Below are 20,462 nucleotides of genomic sequence, written 5' to 3'. Positions count from 1 at the left end.
CTGGTTTGAAAGTGCTATGAAAATTAGAAGAGTGGCAGTGACAGAATACTTAAGGAATCCCCAATACACGTTAAATTAATTCAAATATTTGAAAGTTTGGAAAAAACAATATGCTAGGAGCCAACTGCGTAACTCCTAAAATCATCAAAGGATAAAAATACAGAAAATCAAGAGACAATGATAAATATATGGAGGGTTTGGGATAGAAGAAGAGTCTAACGAAAACTTGCTCTGTATCTGTTTTTCGGAAGAACAACTTGCCGAAATAAAGAAATATGCAGGTATCAGTGGTATGGAAGTTGAAGAATTCATAAAGAGCGTTTGCCTGGCTCACTGTCTCCAGCAAATGGAATGTCTCTATGGGGAAAAGACAGGACTACCTGAGGCCGCAGGAAGAACTGCAAAATCGGAGATTGGGATAAACATAGGGCAAAGGAAAGTTGAGTTCAAAGGTCAAAAGCCGAATTCGACCTCAAAAGATCTGCTTGATGGGCCACTTGTTCTGGATCAGCAGTGTATTATGGATTTATTTGCAATCAAACGAGAGTTTGGTAATATTTCAAACAATAAGATTATAACTATCGCTCTGAAACTGGGTCTAAACCAGCTCAGTGTAGCCCTTAGCCTACTTAAAGATAAACTAAAAGAATATGAGTAAGCGTGGAAATAGGGAAGGATTAATATAAACAATCCTTTCCAGTCAATTTTTTTGCAGTTGCAGATTAATTATTCTTACTGTTATAATTGTTGTCAAATCTTACCGTCAAATCTTACCGTCAAATCTTACCGTCAAATCTTACTGTCAAGTCTTACTTTCAGGTTTTTTCAAGTTTACCCTTATACCATTCCAGAAAACTGTCAATAGCCCTGCGTCGGTGGGAAACTTTATTTTTCTCAATATCGCCGAGCTCTCCAAAAGTCATTCCCTGGTACTCAAAAATAGGATCGTACCCAAAACCGCCTGTACCTCTCTCTTCATACGCGATTTTCCCTTCAACTATACCCGGGAAAACCAGAGGCTCTTTTCCGGGCTCGCAGTATCCGATAACGGTCTTAAAATACGCTGTCCTGTCGTTTTCCCCTTCCATGAGCTTAAGCACTTTAGGGTTTCCGAGTCTATCCTCTACGAAACGAGAATAAGGGCCTGGAAAGCCGTTTAAGGCTTTTATGAAAATCCCGGAATCATCTACCATTACAGGCATGTTCATTTTGTTTGCAACATACTGCGCCCCATAGGCTGCAATGGGCTCAAGGTCGTCCTCCTGAAGTTCAGGGTAGCCGTTTTTGTTCTGAACTACTTCAATCCCGAAAGACTTGAGGATATCCCTTACCTCGGCAAATTTGCCTTTATTTCCCGTAACAAATACGATTTTATGCATAACGAGCCCTCTTTTTTATCTCTTCAACACGCTTGAGTACATCCTCTGAATCTATAAAAGTTCTCTGGTACCCTTTTTTGAAAGCTTCGATAAGGGCCTCATGGTTACGGTGTGTACTCTCAAAAGTCTGGAATAGTACATGAACGTCTACTCCTCTGGCCTCAAGTCCTTTGTCGTAATATGCAAGCCCGAAGTCAAGGAGATAAAGCCTCTCGCCTGCAAGCAGGAGATTTGAGGTTGTAAGGTCTCCGTGTACTATACCCGCACTGTGGAGTTTCCCTACAAGTTCTCCTACTTTTTCTGAATGTTCAGGAGTAACCAGGTATTTTATGGGGACACCATCAATATATTGCATCTTGAGCTTGAAATCTTCCACATCATAGATAATCGGCGTAGAAACTCCATGTCTCCGGGCTTCAGACATCAGGCGGGCTTCTGTCCGGTTTCTTTCGACCCTGATCCTTTCATCAATTTCTTTATACCTGTAAGCTTTCGGGACTCTTTCCTTAACAAGTATTTTCTTCCCTTCAGGTCCTTCTTCCAGGTAAACAATAGCCTCGGCTCCGTTATCCAGCATTTCCCCGAGCTTGAGAGAAGTTCCGGGGGAAATTTCAGGAACCCTTTTCATCTTTCCTTCCTGGATCCAGGTCACTTTCACGTCATCAGTCCGGTAACTGGGGTTTACGCGAGAGTCTTCAAGGGAAAGAGTGTTTCCGGACTTATACATCAGAAGCCCGGTATATGCGATCATTGTCCCGTTATCTCCCATGAAGCGTTTTTCGGGCACATAGAACTTCGCGCCTCTGGCCTCGCACATATCGTTTAACATTTCCCGGAGTCTTGTGTTTGCCCCAACTCCTCCTGCCAGCAAGACTTCTTTTTTTCCGGTGTGAGCAAGTGCTCGCTCTGCAACCTCAACAACCATTGCAAAAGCTGTTTCCTGATAAGAATAGCAGACATCCTCAATAGGAGCTTTTTTTAGGGCTTCGCTGGCGGCCGTGGAAAGTCCGGAAAAGGAAAGGTCCATGCCTTTTACCACATAGGGGAGATGGATATATTTCTTTGCGTTTTTTGCATATGCTTCAATCTTTGGCCCTCCGGGGTGCGGCAGGTTAGCTCCCCGAGCAAATTTATCAAGGGCATTTCCAAGCCCTATATCCAGGGTTTCACCAAAGACTCTATACCGTCCTCCCATATAGGAAATAACCTGAGAATTGGCTCCGCTTACGTAAAGAACGACAGGGTCCGTTGCAGGAGTTCTCCAGATCCCAATTTCGATATGAGCGATACAGTGATTGACCCCTATCAGTGGAACTCCAAGAGATATGGAAAGCATTCTGGCTGCCGTTGCAACCGTCCTCAGGCACGGCCCAAGTCCAGGCCCCTGGGAAAAAGCTATCCCATCAATATCTGAAGGCTTGACTCCTTTTTCTTTTGCTTCTGCAAGAAGCCTTTTTATAACGCTGGCTGCGTACTTTGCATGATGCTGGGCTGCTTCCCTGGGATGAATCCCCCCGGCTGTGGGTTTATAGGTCTCTGTGACCTCGGCAATAATCTCGGTTTCGGTCACGATTGCGGCACTCAGGTTCCAGGCAGTGCCCTCGATTCCAAGGATGAACGTGTTTTTCAAGGCTTACGGTCTCCTTCCAGTCCTTTTTGCTGTCACTGCCTTCGATAATACAGGAGAGAACTTATATACGTTTGCATCTTCCGAGTTCCGTCACCCGAGTTCCGTCTCGGGAGGACGGGGTCGTTTCGCTGCCCGAGTTTCGCATCGGGATCACAGAAAATCGTAGAGTTTCTGGGAGTTGCGATGTAATCGCAACAGCACGAAGCCCTTTTCGCTTCGCTCAAGAGGGCTGAATTATGGACAAGAGAAGTTGTTTTTTCAACTCGATGAAATGGGTTGATTTACCTGCAAGCCTTTTTAAAAAACTGTTTAACCGCAAGCCTTTTCAAAAAAGGCTTGACAGAAAACTCTGGCAACGTTTGAATTCGAGGAACTTATTCCCGAACCCTATCGGCGTGATCAACCGGCGCAACGGTTGCGCTCAAGAGGGCTAATTTATAGAATTTATAGATTTCATTTCACTCGTTTAAGCGGACTTTTACTTTTTTCCAGAGCTTCAAAAATCTCGCTTCAAAAATCTCCGAGTTTTCTCACGCTTTCTTCCATAGGTTCGGGAGAGAACAGGCTTTTCTCAAGCTTTTCACCAAACTCCTCAAGTATGGATTCAGGAATATCGAGATCAGGGTATGGAGGCGTAAGAGGTTCAAGCTCTTCTTCGTTCGGTTTGCCTTGCCTGAAACCGGGTAGGAGCAGGATGAAAAACAAAAACAGGATAAAGACTATGTATTCTCTACCGTAAACCGGCCATGAAATATTCCCTGTGAGAGAAAAAAGGTGATTTATATAAGCTGCGGGCCAGGAGATAATTGGAAGGGATGACGCTGCCGGATGGGACAGCAGAAGACCAAATATAATAAGGAAAATTAACCCGAAACTGAGCTTTTTAAGCAGGCGTTTTGTTCTTGCATCAAGCCACCATTTCCACCAGGCAGGTTTCAGAGGACCTGTACGAAGATTTTTAAGGAGCAAGTCTGCAGGCTTTTTAACTTCGGCTGGGGGATTCAATCTCAGGCATTCATTAAGCCGATCGGCGGCTTTTCGGAAGTAATGCACTCGGCAATAAAAAAGTCCCAGAAAATAAAGGGCATAAGCTTTCAGTTCATTATCTTCGGACCTTTGCCAGATGGCTGCTTTTTCAAGTTTTCCTGCAGCTGCAAGAAGCATATGCCTGAATCGTGCGCTATTTTCCTCAAAAGATGCTTCTGCGTACACATATCTCGCGTACACATCCCAGAGCAGCAGTCTCTGGTCTTCCGAATCCAGGGCAAGAGCTCGCCTGAAGGACTCAAGTGCTTCCTCACACGCCTGCTCTTCAAGTTCTACCCGACCTTTAAGGTTTCTTGAAAATGAATTCTCTGGGGCTTCTGCAATGGAAGCTTCGAGTTCTTTTAATGCACTCCTGCTGTCCCCAAGCCTGAAGTAAAGCTCCGCGAGCCCGTTTTTTGCGTGAGAATTTTTTGGATTTATATAGATTGCTTTCCTGTATGCCTTAAGAGCTCTTTCAAAATCTCCCAGCCGGAAACAGGCAAAGCCCAGCAGGCACGAAGGTAAATCCGAGTTAATCTCGTCAGTTGTCAGATTCTCAAGGACTGAAATGGCTTTCTCAAACTCTTGCAGCCTTATGAGGGCAAAAGCTTTCATGACTGAAGCCTGGGTGTTTTGAGGGTCGAGGGTAAGGATTCTGTCAAACGCTTTCAGGGCTTTTTCCCACTCTCCACAGTGCGCAAAAACCAGGCTTTTTCCAGAACATGCAATATTCTCAGCTTCAGTAAGTTTCTTGGCGCTCTCAAAAGCTGTTAAAGCATCCTGATATCTTCCAAGGGCATCCAGAGTAAGCCCTTTAGCATTCCAGAGAATTTTCAGCCTGAAATTTAGTTCATCAGGGCTTAAACTCCCAGGTTCTTTGTACTTCCCATTTTTTATTGCTTTCTCTGCTTCTGTGGCTGCATAAAGATCCTTTTCGGCATCTTCAAACGTTTCCAGGGCTTTTTCATAATTTTTCAGGCAGAGAAGGGTGATTCCTTTGCAAACCCGAGGAAAAGAGCTTTCATATTCATTTTTTGTGGCCTTTTCAAAAGCTTTAAGAGCTTCCCCATACTCTCCCAACTCGGCAAAAGCAAAACCCCGGTACTTCCAGCTCTCACCTCCAATTTCTCCTTCAGGAAGCCCTCCAGATAATTCCAGATATTTTTTAAAAGCTGTCTGAAGCTGACTTTCAAGAATCTCATCAAAGTCTTTATCTTGATGCCTAAGTCTGGAAATAGTGACACCACGGTTATATCGTGCAGGCAGGCTTTCATAGTCAAGTTCCAGGAGGGTCTCATAGGTCTCAAGAGCTTCACTGTATCTTCCAAGCTTATAGAGTGCATTTCCCCTTCCGTTCCACGCAAAAAGGTTTTCTGAATCAAGTCTGAGAGCCTCTTCGAAGCTTTCAAAAGCTCTTGAATAATCCCCAAGCGTATAATATACCTTTCCAAGACCGCAAAAAATGCCGCAATTTTCAGTTCCAGAGGAAAGGGCTTTTTTATAAGCCTGCAAAGCTTCATGAGGCATCCGCATAGCTAGAAAGCAGTTGCCTGTTCCTCTCCATCCTTCCTAACTTAAAGGCTCGGTCTCAAGAACTTTCCTGAAAGCATCAAGAGATTCCTGGTATCTTCCAAGTGCCAGCAGGGCTTTTCCTTTGCCGGCTTTTGCCTCTATAATAGAGTTGTCCAGTTCAAGCACACTTTCAAACACGTCAAGAGCTTTCTGGGGCCTGCCAAGCTGTCCGAGAAGCCTGCCTTTTTCTAGCCTGTTTTTTACGTTTCCTGGCTCAAGGATAAGGCTTTTTTCGAAAGCTGAAAGTGCTTCCTCTTTTCTTCCTATGCTTTCGAGAATTCTTCCCTGAGTTTCCCAGGCCGCAGCAGATGCGGGTTCGAGTTCCAGAGCCTTTTCACAGGTTCTCAAAGCTTCTCTCCTTCTTCCCAGGGCAAGGTATGATTTTGCCTCGCCTTCCCATGCTCCTGAATGCGAAGGTTCCAGTTTCAGGGTTTTTCCATAAGCCTCAAGTGCTTCTTCATTTCTCCCAAGCACGGACAGGGTTGTTCCTCTATAGTACCAGATCTTCAGGTTTTCTGGATTTAACTCGGATGCTCTGGTAAAAGCCTGCAGTGCTTCTTTGTCTCGTGAGAGCTGTTTTAAAGCAAGCCCGCTGTAGTACAGGGCACCGATGTGCTTTTCATCTTTCCCAAGTACACCATTAAAAGCTTCAAGCGCCTGTTCTGGCAGGTTCAGGTATCCGAAGGTAAGCCCTTTGAAGTATTGGGCAGGAATATTTTCAGGATCATAATCAAGTGCCTTTTCAAAAGCCTGCAGCGCTTCTTCCGGACGTTCCAGATAGCGAAGTATATTTCCCCTGTACTGCCAGGCGACGCTATTCTCAGGATTTACCTTAAGTACGGCATCAAAAGCCTCAAGTGCCTTCTCAAAATTTTTCTCTGCACCGATCTGGTTTTTCAAGTTCAAAAGAGCAAGAGCTTTACTGTACCAGGCTCTGGCATAAAGAAAATTCATAAGCCCTCGGAATCTTTTAGTAAAATTTAGCAAATTTAAAATTCATTTAATTATATACGATACCTATTATAAATACGGGCGTAGAAGATAGTTACTGATTTAGTTTCCAGGAATTCGCCGGCTCCTTTAAACTTAAGCCTGAATAGTTAGGCCTGGACATTTTATCATAAAAAGATATTCGATGGAAAATTAGCTCTCTTGGCTCAGTTAAATATCTTCATATAATTCGTTCCTCTTGAGCTAATGAAGTGATCTAAAATGTCTCCTTCCACCCCGAAACTCGAGTAATTCAGTCCTCTTGAGCTAATGAAGTGATCTAAAAATGTCCCTTTCCTCCAAAAAAAACTCGGGTGACGGAATTCGGGTGAGTGAAATGAACCGCAGGCAATCTCCTGCGGCTCGGATTGAAAAAGAGTCAGATTAATTCTTGAAATGGATTACTTCTTGAATTCGGTATAGCCGCACTTCCCGCAGGCGAGGCGGTTCTTGTGATCGGCTAGGAACGTACCTGGTCCGCATCTGGGACAGAACTGTTTGATTCTTGTTACGGAGTCGCCCTGGACTTTATAGTAATCTTTTACTGCCATTTATATGCACCTCGCTTAAGCCTCTTCTCCCTCAGTTTCCGTTCCCGGGGTAGTGTTTCTCTTCATGACGTATTCCAGTTCTACTTCCTTCATACGGTCGGCATTTTCATAGATTTTGGCATAGCCCTTACCTTCTTTCATTCCGTATTCGGTTTTCATTTTCTGGACTACCACCAGTTCAAGAGGGGCGTTCAGCATTGCAGCGAGTTTATTCCTGACATCATTTCTGGAAGGAGTCGAACCTTCATATTTCACAATGAAATCCAGTTCCCTTCGATTTAAAAGTGCATTATCCTTGTCTTTAAGAATTCTTATGTCCATCTAAAATTCTCCGTAGCTTATCCAATTCGTAATTCTGATTTTTGCTGATGAGTTTTTCAAAGAGAGTTCTTATCTCCCCTTTTTTCTCCTCAGTGACCTTTACAAAGACCACACCCTCATCGGGCTGTCCATACAGGACTACAGAGTCCAGAGGAGCCAGAAGGATTACAGGAAGGGTTGCCAGATCCTCTTCTCCCCTTACAAAGATCCTGAGAGGCTTCTCGGAAGCAAACGCTTCACAAAGGGTTTTAATTAATTCATCGGTAATAATTCCTGCAGGGTTGTCCACAGATACTTCGCTATAAACCTTGTCCATATTCCGGGCTGAGACATCACTGGAAACCGGCTTTCTTTTGGTACGGTTGTCCACAATACAGATATCCGGAATAATTCCGACCTCAAGCAGGTGGAAGGTAGTAACATCCCCTACGGATATAAGTTTTGTGGGGCTTCCAAGTTCTCCTTCAAACTTCTCTATAGTATCCCTGCCCTTGCCCCTGTAAAGCGTACCTAGGGGTTTCTTCATCAGTGGACGAAGTTCTCTTGGAAGCTCGATATGAACACTCAAATCAGCGCACCTTCAAAGCAAATTTATCAGGAATGTCAACCCCAAGCTTTTTTGCTATTTCTGAGCGTTCAGGGTCCAGGATAATTACAAGCCCACTCCATTCCTCTGCAAGGTCTGAAGTCCCACAGATCGGGCAGTTTTGCCCTTCCAGAACTCTCATGCAATGTCGACATACTTTTTCTGCCATACAAATCCTCTTCCTTTTCAGGCAGCTCCTTCAGGAACAGCTTCATGAGACTGTTTCTTTTTACGGGCTTCCTCAATCCACTGCAGCTTTCCAAGAGCAGTCTGACGCATAGTAAGGCCTATTTTACTTTCTTTGGGTTCTCTCTCGTTAATGCTTACAGCGACAACCCTGGCCCTTACATGGTCACCTTCAGCAATGGATTTTCCTCCGTTCTTTGTCACAAGCCTTGCGTTCTTGGCGTCGTATGAAATAAAATCGTCCGTAATCTGGCTGACGTGAAGCAAGCCGTCCATTGGTCCCATCCCTACGAAAACTCCGAAACCAACGGTTTCAACAACTTCACCCTCAATAATCTCCTGGAGCTCAGGCACGAACATTATTGCTTCGAATGTAACATCGTAATATACTGCTCCGTCTCCTACGAGGATATGCCCTTCTCCTATCTCGACTATCTTGCAAATTGCGACGAGGGCACCAAGTTTTTTGTCAACCTGACCCTCGAGTTTTTCTCTTAACGCGTTTTTAACAGTTTGCGACACCTCTTCCCCTAAAAGGGTAGGAGGGATACGGACCGTATCAACGAGCTTCATCATTTTATACATCTGCTAATCACCCGTAAAAACAATCAATTTAATGCTGCCCGGTAAAATAACATGGTTCAGACAAAGTCCAGTTTATTTTTCTGTCTCAGGGATATGGTCTGGATTCCTTTTTCGGCAAGCCTGCGCTTTAACCCGATATCATTTGTCAGAACAGCTGCTCTCATTTCTTTTGCTAGCCTGAGAATTACATCATCTGCAGGGCCTACAGCAGGAGTTATAAGCTCGCACCTATTCATCATGGACCTAGCAACCTTTGCAGCTGTTCTGTCCGAACCTCTTTCCCGCTTTATGAGTTTTTCTATCTCGAATACTACAGCCTCAGGAACAAAAAATTCGTCAAATCCCAGTCTTTTCAGTTCTTCGAAAATATCCACTCCGAACTGGACCGGGATCATGAACCCATTAGTATCAATTATAACTTTCAACTCTTAATTACCCCTACTCCAATAAGCCGCCAGCGAGAGTCGATTCTCCTGCTGATAGCAACCCTTGACCCAATGGCTGCGCTAATCGGGCGTTTAAGGGCCACCTGCGCTTCATTTTTCCTTGCACTTGTAACCACACCAACTGTGGTTGCGGTTCCTATATTGAGCATAAGGGGTTCACTGGTTTTGATTTCATTGATTTTTTCTTCTCTTGTAACGCCCACTACCCTTTCGAGCAGGTGTAATTCCATAACGAACTGATGTCTGGTCTCAGGAAGGGTACCAGGTGCGCCTGCAATCTGTCCTGTTAAAGAGTCACCTTTTGTCAGGGTAGGGTCAAGATAAGTTCCAACAGCTAGAAGGCCTCCGGGAGTTGCTTCCTCTACCTTTGTTTCACCTGCAAAGATAGACGAAATCGTTGTCATAATCGGAACCCATCTTGTAGTGCCTTCGGTTGTAACCTTGATTCCTGGCCTTATTTCCAGCTCGTCTCCGGGATGAAGTACTCCCTCGGTCAGAGTTCCTCCGATAACGCCCCCACGCATTTCCTCAATTGAAGCTCCTGGCCTGTTAATGTCAAAAGAACGAGCAATCAACATGCTGGCAGGCTTGTCTACTTTGTGGACAGGAGTGGGAATCACGGTTTCCAGAGTATCGATAAGGACATCGATATTAATATTCTGCTGAGCCGAGATCGGGATGATAGGGGCATTTTCTGCGACTGTGCCTTTAACAAATTCTTTTATCTGGCGATAGTTCTCGAGAAGGCGTTCTCTGGATACAAGGTCAATTTTATTTTGCACTATAACAATATTCTTAATTCCTATAATATCCAGTGCCATAAGGTGTTCTTTTGTCTGGGGCTGCGGGCAGTCTTCATTTGCTGCAATTACTAGTACTGCCCCATCCATAATAGCAGCACCTGAGAGCATAGTAGCCATAAGGGTTTCGTGTCCAGGAGCATCTACAAAGGACACTGTCCTGTGTTCTTCCGTCTTTTCTCCACAGTTAGGGCAGGTCTTTTCTACAGTATAACATTGGGGAGAAGGGCATTTGGGACATTTTCTGAATAGGGAGTCTGCATACCCCAGTCTGATAGAAATCCCTCTTTTTACTTCCTCACTATGTGTATCTGTCCAAAAGCCTGATAAGGCTTTAACAAGTGTGGTTTTTCCATGGTCGACATGTCCTACCATGCCGATATTAACGCAAGGCTGACTCAAGTTGTAATTTCCTCCAGTAAAGTGAAGTGATCCGATATAAGACAGGTCTATTATCCTAAACCTGAACCATAAAATTTGGAATTACTTTTTCCAGTAGATCCGCAGATTCCAACCCTTAACTCATCTGGTCTGTAATTCAAAATGCAATTATGAATTAAAGCGGGTCTTGGGGAACGAAAATATTCCTCAGCCCAGTCCATAGTCTGGATTTCCTGAATTGGGAGTCTGGGTAAATTCTATTATTGTGTTTTCGTATCACGATTTAAAGCTTGCAGATTCAGGTGATACTTTTAAAGTTTACGGTATCCTGCATAGTTAATATCTACTAATGCCGGAAAGCCTTAATAAATTTATGTGACGATAGCGTCAAGCTTCTCTAGTTCGAGGGCGCGCCTGATCTCAAAGGCCAGTCTTCTTCCTGTACTCATTGGTCTTCTCCAGAGAGAGTTGCCGTAAGAATGACCTACTGACATATGAACATTGGTCCCGCCGCCTACTCTTGGTGCCACATCATAAATATAGAAGTTAAGATCCTTATCAACGCAGGTCTGCAGGCAGAAAGGTCCTATAATTCCGGGAGAATAATATTCCTGTGTAGCTTTTACATATTTTTCTCCCATCTGGAAGACTTTCTCAAGAAGAGACTCGCGCAGTGTTGCAGAGTTATGTCCGCATACCGTGTATTCAGGAGTTAACTGGCTTTCGGCCAGGGATATTTGCTGCGGGGCAGGAAGTCTTACGTGCCCATCAAGGCTGGTCTCAAAGCGCCAGTCAATCCCAAGGAGTTCCAGCTTACTCATTTTCGGCTCGATTGGGGAATAAAACATATCAAAGTTGAATACAGGACCTATGATATAGCGCTCTATCCTTGCATTCTCAAGGGCCTCACGTGTGATAACTCCCTGCTTAATTAGAGACTCGGATTTCTCCGTATATTCTCTGTAACTTGAAGCGGTAAAAAATCCCCGTTCGAGTTTTTTTACTGCATGCGGGAGCTTGACCATTACAAGCTCATTGATATCCTTTGGAGACTCGATTTTTTCCGGAAAAGGAAGTCCTGCTTTTTCCAGAATCCAGTAATAGCTCTGCTGCTCACTGCGTTCCTCGCTCCGGAGAAGGTTCCTGCTTCCCACAAGAGGCACTCTGAAGTTCTCTTCGATCTCATCTATACTGCAGTATGAAGTAAAGGATCTGTTCGGGACAAAAAGCACATTTTCATTAACCAGTTTCTGCTGGTTTTCGGGCAGGAGAATTTCATTGAACTTTTTGAAAACAATGGCCTCGTCAACAATCCCCCTCATTACTTTTCCAGAAAGGTCTCTCTGAGCCCTGAAGTATTCGCTGTATGTTTTTTCTCTGCCAGCCTGGCATACAGCAAGAGTCCTGAATTTCTCTTCAACTGCCCCGTCACAGATGTCGAGTCCTGAGTGAGAGCCTATAGTTCCGATTTTTATCTCATCAGCGTGGGTATAGTAGCCTTCAACGATTTCCTTAATTTCGTTCCTGTCAATCATATTTGATGTTCCTTGGTCTTGGAAATGATTCCTTTCAATGAAATGGTAATAGATATGGCTTTCAAACCTGCTACTCGATGAAGATTCCTCGAAACGCAGGTCTTGCGACTAGTTGCCAGGTATTATGAAGTAAAAATCCTGATAGGTTTTCCCCATTAACGGCTTTACCTATTAAATCCCTTTCTAATATAAGTAACCATTTATATAATGAAAGAAAACAAGAAAGCACTAAAGCCAGAAAAAGATAGGCCAGAACAAACATCTGAAACTTTTCCACTGGTTTCCAGTTTCTGAGTTTACTCCATTTTTGAAACTTTCCCGTTAGTTTCCAGTTTCTGAGTTTCCATAGTTTTTGACACTTTCTTAAACTAGTCGTGTCCGTAAGTTATTGACTATTTCAGAAAAAGCAAGTACAACCCCATCATTTGAGGAAAATATAGAGATATTCTTGTGCTTATGATTTTCAATAACTCACACACACTACCAAATTCCTTAACCAAATACAAATGAATGGAATACCTGTTTATGGTCAAAAATATGAATCATCGTAATTTTGAAACAAGCTTAAAAGAATATGAAAAGAGATAGTAATCATTACCCCCTGTTCAAAGGTAAGAATTACTGTAAATTTCTCCTTTCGATGTGGTGTGTTAGTTAATTAAAATACATTTCCATTATTTATTCATCACTTCTGCTTCTTTTCTTCTGCGAGAGTGACCTTCTTCCCACAAATATCGCATTTTCCTTCTTCAGTAATACAGGGCTGCTTGGGAGCTTCTCCTCCACAAATTCCACATTTTACCATATCATTTCACCTCTTTTATTCCAATCCCGGACCTTTCGCCCATTATTAATATATTAGTAATTGATTTATATTTAATCGGCATAAAAATATACAAAATGCATTTCAGTGACCGGATAAATATATCTCGGAATAACCTTTGACTTGACTTTCACAGATATACCAAGAATGAATTGTTAGATAACGAAAGTCGTAGTGTCTAATGAAAATAAATCCAAAATTGTCTAAAATTAGTAGCTACGATACTGGTATGTAAATATAATCCCAAAATTGTATGAAGTTTACGGGCTCGATGCATAGCGAGTTTAAAAAACAAAAAATTATTGAATTTGGATAAAATCGCTATCAAACAGACTATTTTTCATCTACAACATTAACTGTGCAATCTAATGTTATCGTTTTTTCATGATCTTTGAAAGATGAGTTTGAACATTACCAGGGGATAATATCGTAAACCTCGAATATTGGATCGTCCTATAATAATAAAAAGTCTCAAAAATGGGTAGTGTCCGTGAGTTATTGATTAATTCTGGCTGATTAATTCTTATATTACGGACACAACTCCAATCATTATCAAGATTTGGGAACCTTTCCTCAGATCTTACGTTTTTCAGTAATTACCCCGACTCTTAAACCGAACTAAGGATAACAGGCGTAATAAAAGTCTCAATTATAGCTGCAACCAGAAGAAGAGGCAAGATCCAGTGGAAATAAAACGTAAGTCCCTCTTTAAATTCACTTTTTATCTGGGTAGATCTCCCTATAAGGGCAGAAAATACCTGGTACCCGAGCCGAAACCCTATTCCTGCAGAAAGGAAGACCATAGGCAATTCCAGTATCCCATGAGGGAGAAGACCAAGCAAAATAAAAAGCGGTCCTCTTTCCTGAGCTATAAGATAAACGATGACTCCCACAACATATCCATTAAAGGCGATAAAAAGTATCGGAAGAATTCCCAGAGCCAACCCGAGTACCAGAAAAAGCAGGCTTAAAAATGCATTATTAAGAAAAATTGTAAACATTATAAAAAGAGGGTTCATTGTCATAATTGACGAAAAACGGGAGCTAAAGCTTTCTCTGAGAGTCTCAGCCATAGAAGGGAAACTTGCAGCTGAATAATAGCCTACGACTAAAAATACAAAAAATATAAAGGCCATAAGAAGTGCATAAGGCCAGATAAATCGCAGATATCTAGACCCTTTTTTTGGATCTTTTCTGCTGTCACGCCAGGTTTCTGCTGCGCTGCTTCCGGGAAATAAATCTTTCTCTTCTGTAGCATATCCCCTGTTTTCTATCTCTCCTTCAGGAGTTCCTGTAGTCTGTATTCCTTCTTTTCTCTCCTCTGAATTATAATCGTCCTCTTTTTCCATACCTATCCCCACGTATTCTTAGCTTATTTTCCTGTTTCAAATACATATAACGCTTGACAAATATCTTTTTATCTCAAATTCCCATCATCATCCGGATAGTGTTCCGGGTTGCAGGAGAGAGACCAAGGATCAAAATGACCATTTTTATTAGTACTTTCAAGTTCAAGGAACGCTCATCATCCTCAAACTGAGTGTCAAGAACATAAAGAACCCCTACGAAGATAATAAGCTTTAATGGATACATAACCAATGCGGTGCCGGTCAAGTTAATAAGATAGGTGGGCACTACATGCTTTTCAAAGTATCCAAGATGATCTACTCCTATGTATGTCGAAGAAGCATCCATCAAGTGAGCCATCAGGATAGAAAGGTTCAGGGGATTGGTGAATATTGAAGACTTGAAATGACGGGCAATAAGATAAAAGATAAAGGTTAAACCTGTTCCTGCCACGATTACGAATACGGGAACGTAAGGATATACTATATTATCGAAATGGAGGAGGACAGCAAGATTTATGAAAAACAATGCGAGTCCGAAGCCTGCAAAGGTGAGATGAAAATCCTTTACAAGCCCTGCTTTCTGCATCCGGATTGAAATCCAGAGACAGCCTACGGTTATCGCAAAAACCAGGAAGTAAATATTGGGAGTTATGAGAAGATAGCTAAATGGCGGGTGGAAGATACCTGCAGGAGAATCTTCAATTACACGCAGGGAAGACCCTGCAAGTACGAAAGGCAGGACAGACGCAATAAATCGGGGAGTTATTTTTACCTCAAGCTTTTCGAGCAGCCTGAAAACCCCAAATATGCAAATACCCAATATTATTGCCCAGGTAATGGTGTTTACTGGATTATACCCTTCATCGCCTCTTATGGGGTCAAGATAATAGGTATTAATAAACTGTGAGACATTATCTATTGAAAAACTCATCTTATCACTCATTCAAAATGGCAATATCCTAATACAATCAATACTTAAAATGTATACGCCGAACTTACTTCCTTAGTCAAGAGGGTAGTATTCTTCTCCAGTGTGCGATCTTCGTTCTAATGTAAGATATTTCTTTCCGAAGGGTTCCACCCAATAAGCGTTAGCAATATTATATAAGCTTTAATGTATTACGGTATTTTTATAATTATTTATAATATTCTAGTGGTTAATTGTCATACATAATATATTGGTAAGAATCGAGAATTTATAACGATGTAAACATAAAGATTATTCTAATATAAACATGGAAATAGTCTTAAATAAGTTCTGAGTAAAGATTTATAAATTATGAGTTTTGAAATCTCGGCCCTCAAAGACACTTTAAATATGATCTCAGATTTCAAATATACTTGAAACAATGTATCAAACCTGAAAAATACCTGAAACAATATGTAAACCCCTAAAAACACTTATAAAAATATATAAAATCCTGAATACACTTGAAACAATATATCAAACCTGAAAAACACTTGAAACGATATCTTAAACCTGAAAATATTTCTAAACATTAATAAGATCTCTAACTTGAGACATATTCCAGACTAGAATTATAAATAATTAAGTTAAGAGTTAACGTAAATTATGAGTTGACGTAAGTTAAGAGTTAACGTAATTGAATGTACCTGATATGCCGCAGTCTGCTGATAATCTAAACTTATGACTTCGTACGTATATTCGAGTTTATAAAAGCCAATTTACAATCTATCATAATTGAATACTGATGCAGGTATGAAATTGACCATTAACAATAACAGCGCAAAATGGATGCAGCTCCCAAGAGATGTGCTTGTCGGGCATGGCGTGCTTGAGGAGATTGGAGATGTCTGCAGGGACCTGAAGATGAAAGGAAATGCGCTGATCGTGACCGGAAGTACTACAAAGAATATTGCAGGTAAGAGAGTCAGTAACCTCCTTGAGAGTGCAGGTTGTAGTGCGGAAATGGTTTTGACGTGCAAAGCTACTAAGGAAGAGGTCGAAAAGGTTATGGAAAAGGCTCTTGAGGTAGAGGCTAATTTTCTCCTCGGGGTTGGAAGCGGCAGGTCTATTGACCTTGCAAAACTTGCTTCGACCCGACTTGAACTTCCTTTTATTAGCGTGCCGACGGCAGCTTCCCACGATGGCATCGCATCTTCCCGTGCCTCAATTGTGGATAATGGGATAAGTACGTCTGCACAGGCCCAGGCTCCTATTGCCGTTATTGCAGATACGGAGATTATTTCAGCAGCCCCTTACCGCTTTCTTGCGGCTGGCTGTGGAGACATAATTTCTAATTATACGGCAGTACTGGACTGGGAACTTGCAAGCAGGCTCAGGAATGAATATTTTGGGGCATATGCTGCGGCTCTTTCCCGTATGGCTGCCCGGGTTATTATTGAGTGTGCGGATTCGATTAAGCCTGAGCACGAGACTTCGGCAAGGCTTGTAGTAAAGGCTCTTGTATCTAACGGAGTTGCGATGAGCATTGCAGGTTCTTCAAGACCCGCATCAGGCTCGGAACATATGTTCAGCCATGCCCTTGATAAGATAGCTCCAAAACCCGCGCTCCACGGAGAACAATGTGGAGTAGGGACGATTATGATGATGTACCTCCACGGAGGAAACTGGCAGGAAATCAGGGAAGCCTTAAAAAAGATAGGAGCTCCTGTAACTGCTGAAGAACTGGGTATAGAAGATAAATATATAATCGAAGCCCTGTTAAATGCACACAGCATTCGTCCAGAGCGTTATACAATTCTAGGTAGCGGCCTTAATCCTTCTGCTGCTGAGAAAGTTGCAAGAATCACAAAGGTCATAAATTAAAAAGTTATTCTTATTCAGTCTAAAGCCAAGAATGAACGCCTGTTCAAGATACCAGAGTTTAAGGTAGGTTTCAGTTCAGAAATCCAACAACCTATACCGGTTAAAAAATCCGGTTAATCTGGAGTCAATTTAATTTCCAATTAAAGAATTACTTAATTTCCAATTAAAGAATTACTTAATTTCCAATTAAAAAATTACTTAATTTCCAATTAAAAAATTACTTAATTTTCAATTAAAAAATTACTTAATTTCCAATTTAAAGAATTACTTAATTTCCAATTAAAGAATTATCTCAAATCAAACCTGATATTGAACTTCAAATTATTTTGGAATAGGCTCCATGTGGCCCCGAGAAATGGGGTACAGGCCCAAAAACAATTAAAAGGAAGAGTTATTATGACAGAAAGCGATACTAAAATAACACTTATCGGATCACGGCTTGCAAGGGAAGGACTGGAATTCATATTTAAAGGTGAGATGCCTGAATGTAAGAAATGCCGGCTGAAAAATACCTGTCTTAACCTTGAACCCGGACGCAGGTACAGAGTCGAAAAAATCCGGAACAAAGACATCCATGAATGTTTCCTGCATGATAGCGGCGTGCTTGCCGTAGATGTGAGCAAGGCGCCTATTCTGACTACGTTGGAGTCAAGAAAAGCAGTCGACGGGGCAAGAATTATGTATGAGCCTCCAAAATGTGGCAAGAGAGGATGTGAGATTTATGATATCTGTCACCCAGAGGGACTCTTAAAAGGCGATAAATGTAAAATTGTAGAGGTCCTTGAAAACCTTGATTCCAAGTGCGAAGCCAACTATTCACTGAAAAAGGTAAAACTGTCCTGGTGAATGTAAACAAACACATTTTAGTAATAGTAAGATTGATTATCAATTAATAAAAAAGGTAAGAAGCGGTGTTATAAGTGCCTGAACAAGAAATGAACCAGGTCCCCCCCTATGAATTTTATACCCAAAAGCGCTGGGAAAACTGGCTCGGACGGGCAAGAGAGAGCGGTTTCCAGATTAAGGAGTCGGAAGACGAAGCTGGAAAAGAAAGTGCAATATTCGTAAATATGGTTGATGATGTGATTCTGGCCTGCCTGAAAGTGGTTGCACGCTTTGATAAGGGTATGCTCTCCAGAGAAACAGCTCTGGAGATACTGGCTGAGATCCGGGACATTGTACTTTCCGATGTCGAGCCAATTTCTGAAGATATCAACCTTATGATCGACTCTGTCCAGACCTCTCTTATGGGGGCTCTTATCGCCTTCGAATGCTATGTTATGGGCGACTATGATGAAGGAACCGATATTGCAGAGCTTGTAAAATCAGCCATTGAGGCAGAATCCTCGGACGACCTTGAGCTTGCTCTTGACTATACTGCACAATGCGGTGCGCTCGTGCTGAAAGGAAATAGCTTGCCTGAAGAGGTTATGGCCGATCTTCCCTACGGCATTGTTGCAGAATGGCTTGACGGAATTGATTCCATCTCGGCTGCAATGGTAGGAAGCGACAGCTACAAGGAATTTGATGAAGAGGATGAAGAGGATATATAAACTATCCTAAACAAAGGATTCCGTTTCCAGTTTTTAGGAATGCGGAAGTCCTTTGAATATTTATAAAAAACAAACCTCGAAATAAAAAAAGTAACTTTCAAAATAAAAAAAGTAACTTTCAAAATAAAAACGTAAATCTTGAAATAAAAAAGTACTTTTTGAAATAAATATACTTAAAATACTCAATACTCTGCCCGAAAACTAATATTAGCTCAAAAATCAATTCAAAAAATTAAACGTTATTGATAAAAAGTGGTTAAAAAATTAAAATTTAAAGGTTACTTTCATTTCGAATTCCTGAGTTTCAGCTGACTTTTCCTGCCGCAACCTCATGTTTTTCGATTACTGTTTTGTATACTTCAAAAGTTTTTTCAGCTATGGTTTTCCAGTTATACCGCTTTTTAATAAGGTCGTAACCTTTCTCTCCCATTCGGTTGCGTCCAAGCCCTTCAAGGACATAATTAAGTCCCCAGGCGATAGAAGAGGGCTCTTTATGTGCAATAACGCCTGTTCTGAAATTTTCCACAAGGGCAACTGCGTCACTTGCAACTACAGGTTTCCTTGCGTCCCAGGCTTCAAGCACCACAATTCCAAAAGGCTCGTTCCGGCTGGGCACGCATACGAGGTCGCAGGCATTGAACCAGTCTATTACGGTATTATCCGGAGCGTACCCGAGGAAATTACAGGAATTTCCAATGCCAAGCCTATGAGCCTGATTTTCGCACTGAGAGCGCATTTCCCCCTCTCCTATAAGCACAAACTGTGCATTCCTTTTCTTCAGGACTCTAGCAGCAGCTTCCACCAGCAGGTCAGGTCCTTTCTGATAGGACATCCTTCCCGTGAAAAGCACTACTGGAAGACATGGATGGATACCATAGTGTCTTTTCACATCTCCGGGGTTGATCTGCCTTTTTATTTTTCCCACGTTTATGCCATTAGGAATTTCCCATAGCTTGTAATCGGGAATTTTGTAGATTTGCTTGATTTCTTCCTTCAATATGGTTGAGGTTATGATAATCTCCGAAGATTCATAGCCTCCAAGCCATTCTCTGTGTGATATTTCCTTTGCCTCCCACCAGTCTCCATGGCGGTTTCCGTTACGCCCCCATTCCGTACTGTGAAAGGTCAGTACAAAGGGCAGTCCAAACTGGGCTTTTATCCTGCAAAGCACATTTACAGGGTGCCAGTCGTGGCCATGTAGAACATCAAATTCTCCTGCACTTTCTCTCACCTCGAGGAATCGGCAGTACATACCATCACACATATGGTTCATCTGCTCAATGATTCCTCCATTTTGGTCACAGGCAATTTTGTGATAATAAACCCCATTTATTACCTCATCTTTGTTTTCATGGTCTCGTGTAAACAGGTGGACCTCATGCCCCTCTGCTGCAAGAGCATCAGATAGCTCGGACACGTGGGGTGAAATCCCTCCTACACGTATCGAATACAAACTTTCCCAGGCAAACATTCCTATTCGAATCTTTTTCATAAGCTCACTTATCCATTTTTATCAAAATGGGAGTTAAGGAGTAACAAAGAATGCAGGCTCCCCCTTGCCTTTCTAATAAGTAGATTTTTTAGTTTGCTGAATTCAGTCATATTACTAATTTCAAGTTTACTGATCTAGCTCGCCATAATTTTCTATAATTCTATGCCCCTTAAGCCTTCAACTGGCCGTATAAGCAAAAGGAGTATAACTTTAATTTTCGTGACATAAAGATAATTTTTGTATTAAGAATCTGGTTTTTTTATATTAGGACTTACGCAGTTAAAATGCCGAAAACTTGATATCTTTATAAATATACTTATGGCTTAGTGTTTCTCTAAAAACGTACGGAGTTATGGACATACATCCACCTAAGTGTACCGACATTGACTACATTAATTTTCTCATTGCGGCTTCTAACGTTTTTAGCTGTACTGAAGCTGCTAGATGTTATCCAGACATAGCTAAT

General features: G+C 42.0%; 21 protein-coding genes. 5 read left to right on the top strand and 16 right to left on the bottom strand.

Annotated features, from left to right (window positions below):
• Positions 1-226: 226 nt before the first annotated feature.
• The gene (locus A9239_RS17130; RefSeq protein ID WP_230628915.1) at positions 227-658 is read left to right on the top strand and encodes a hypothetical protein; all 432 of its coding nucleotides are present in this window, start codon (positions 227-229) and stop codon (positions 656-658) included.
• Between the two features lie 157 nt (positions 659-815).
• On the opposite strand, the gene A9239_RS17125 is transcribed toward A9239_RS17130, so the two are convergent.
• The 3 genes from A9239_RS17125 to A9239_RS19185 are packed head-to-tail and all read right to left on the bottom strand — an operon-like array spanning position 816 to position 3,233.
• Positions 816-1,379, bottom strand: a complete 564-nt coding sequence (locus A9239_RS17125; RefSeq protein WP_048121273.1) for an XTP/dITP diphosphatase — start codon at positions 1,377-1,379, stop codon at positions 816-818.
• Positions 1,372-3,009, bottom strand: a complete 1,638-nt coding sequence (locus A9239_RS17120) for a bifunctional N(6)-L-threonylcarbamoyladenine synthase/serine/threonine protein kinase (protein WP_048121271.1) — start codon at positions 3,007-3,009, stop codon at positions 1,372-1,374. The genes A9239_RS17125 and A9239_RS17120 overlap by 8 nt, the downstream gene beginning before the upstream one ends.
• 32 nt (positions 3,010-3,041) lie before the next feature.
• Positions 3,042-3,233, bottom strand: coding sequence for a hypothetical protein (locus A9239_RS19185; RefSeq protein ID WP_141706504.1), 192 nt, complete (start codon positions 3,231-3,233; stop codon positions 3,042-3,044).
• 12 nt (positions 3,234-3,245) lie between these two features.
• On the opposite strand from A9239_RS19185, the gene A9239_RS19180 reads away from it, so the two are divergent.
• On the top strand, positions 3,246-3,443 hold the full coding sequence (locus tag A9239_RS19180; protein ID WP_141706503.1) for a hypothetical protein: 198 nt from the start codon (positions 3,246-3,248) through the stop codon (positions 3,441-3,443).
• A 76-nt stretch (positions 3,444-3,519) separates the two neighbouring features.
• On the opposite strand, the gene A9239_RS17115 is transcribed toward A9239_RS19180, so the two are convergent.
• The 12 genes from A9239_RS17115 to A9239_RS17060 form a co-directional block, all read right to left on the bottom strand.
• A complete protein-coding gene (locus A9239_RS17115) occupies positions 3,520-5,562 on the bottom strand; it encodes a tetratricopeptide repeat protein (protein WP_230668901.1) in 2,043 nt (680 codons plus the stop codon).
• A 42-nt stretch (positions 5,563-5,604) separates the two neighbouring features.
• A complete protein-coding gene (locus A9239_RS20720; RefSeq protein ID WP_230668899.1) occupies positions 5,605-6,561 on the bottom strand; it encodes a lipopolysaccharide assembly protein LapB in 957 nt (318 codons plus the stop codon).
• Positions 6,562-6,998: 437 nt separating this feature from the next.
• Positions 6,999-7,148, bottom strand: coding sequence for a 30S ribosomal protein S27ae (locus tag A9239_RS17110; protein WP_048109017.1), 150 nt, complete (start codon positions 7,146-7,148; stop codon positions 6,999-7,001).
• A gap of 15 nt (positions 7,149-7,163) precedes the next feature.
• Complete coding sequence (locus A9239_RS17105) at positions 7,164-7,469, bottom strand: 30S ribosomal protein S24e (RefSeq protein WP_048156092.1); 306 nt, start codon at positions 7,467-7,469, stop codon at positions 7,164-7,166.
• Positions 7,450-8,037 carry a GTP-dependent dephospho-CoA kinase family protein gene (locus A9239_RS17100; RefSeq protein WP_048121264.1) on the bottom strand — a complete coding sequence of 196 codons (588 nt, stop codon included), beginning with the start codon at positions 8,035-8,037 and terminating at the stop codon, positions 7,450-7,452. Before A9239_RS17100 ends, A9239_RS17105 begins: the two co-directional genes overlap by 20 nt.
• A gap of 1 nt (position 8,038) precedes the next feature.
• On the bottom strand, positions 8,039-8,224 hold the full coding sequence (spt4, locus tag A9239_RS17095; RefSeq protein WP_011305323.1) for a transcription elongation factor subunit Spt4: 186 nt from the start codon (positions 8,222-8,224) through the stop codon (positions 8,039-8,041).
• Positions 8,225-8,241: 17 nt separating this feature from the next.
• Positions 8,242-8,826 carry a DNA-directed RNA polymerase gene (locus tag A9239_RS17090; protein WP_048121263.1) on the bottom strand — a complete coding sequence of 195 codons (585 nt, stop codon included), beginning with the start codon at positions 8,824-8,826 and terminating at the stop codon, positions 8,242-8,244.
• Positions 8,827-8,882: 56 nt separating this feature from the next.
• Positions 8,883-9,251: a DNA-binding protein gene (locus A9239_RS17085; protein WP_048121261.1), complete on the bottom strand. Its 369-nt coding sequence runs from the start codon at positions 9,249-9,251 to the stop codon at positions 8,883-8,885.
• Entirely contained in the window at positions 9,248-10,474 is a 1,227-nt protein-coding gene (locus tag A9239_RS17080; RefSeq protein ID WP_048121259.1) for a translation initiation factor IF-2 subunit gamma, read from the bottom strand. Before A9239_RS17080 ends, A9239_RS17085 begins: the two co-directional genes overlap by 4 nt.
• Before the next feature lie 350 nt (positions 10,475-10,824).
• Complete coding sequence (locus tag A9239_RS17075; RefSeq protein WP_048156090.1) at positions 10,825-11,988, bottom strand: formate--phosphoribosylaminoimidazolecarboxamide ligase family protein; 1,164 nt, start codon at positions 11,986-11,988, stop codon at positions 10,825-10,827.
• Positions 11,989-13,419: 1,431 nt separating this feature from the next.
• Positions 13,420-14,160, bottom strand: a complete 741-nt coding sequence (locus A9239_RS17065) for a stage II sporulation protein M (protein ID WP_048121253.1) — start codon at positions 14,158-14,160, stop codon at positions 13,420-13,422.
• Between the two features lie 73 nt (positions 14,161-14,233).
• A complete protein-coding gene (locus tag A9239_RS17060) occupies positions 14,234-15,091 on the bottom strand; it encodes a DUF63 family protein (RefSeq protein ID WP_048123481.1) in 858 nt (285 codons plus the stop codon).
• Between the two features lie 789 nt (positions 15,092-15,880).
• Here A9239_RS17060 and A9239_RS17055 point away from each other — a divergent pair.
• From A9239_RS17055 to A9239_RS17045, 3 genes are all read left to right on the top strand, one after another.
• Positions 15,881-16,951, top strand: a complete 1,071-nt coding sequence (locus A9239_RS17055) for an NAD(P)-dependent glycerol-1-phosphate dehydrogenase (RefSeq protein ID WP_048121251.1) — start codon at positions 15,881-15,883, stop codon at positions 16,949-16,951.
• A gap of 396 nt (positions 16,952-17,347) precedes the next feature.
• Entirely contained in the window at positions 17,348-17,797 is a 450-nt protein-coding gene (locus A9239_RS17050) for a UPF0179 family protein (protein ID WP_048121250.1), read from the top strand.
• Between the two features lie 74 nt (positions 17,798-17,871).
• Positions 17,872-18,504 (top strand): DUF2150 family protein, encoded by a 633-nt coding sequence (locus tag A9239_RS17045; RefSeq protein WP_048121248.1) that lies wholly within the window; start codon positions 17,872-17,874, stop codon positions 18,502-18,504.
• A gap of 304 nt (positions 18,505-18,808) precedes the next feature.
• Here A9239_RS17045 and A9239_RS17040 read toward each other — a convergent pair whose 3' ends face one another.
• A complete protein-coding gene (locus A9239_RS17040) occupies positions 18,809-19,996 on the bottom strand; it encodes a glycosyltransferase family 4 protein (protein ID WP_048121246.1) in 1,188 nt (395 codons plus the stop codon).
• Between the last annotated feature and the right edge of the window lie 466 nt (positions 19,997-20,462).

The sequence above is a fragment of the Methanosarcina sp. A14 genome, assembly GCF_001729375.1.
In the GTDB taxonomy this organism is placed as follows: Archaea; Halobacteriota; Methanosarcinia; order Methanosarcinales; family Methanosarcinaceae; genus Methanosarcina; species Methanosarcina barkeri.
This window is presented reverse-complemented; position numbering and strand designations above follow the sequence as displayed.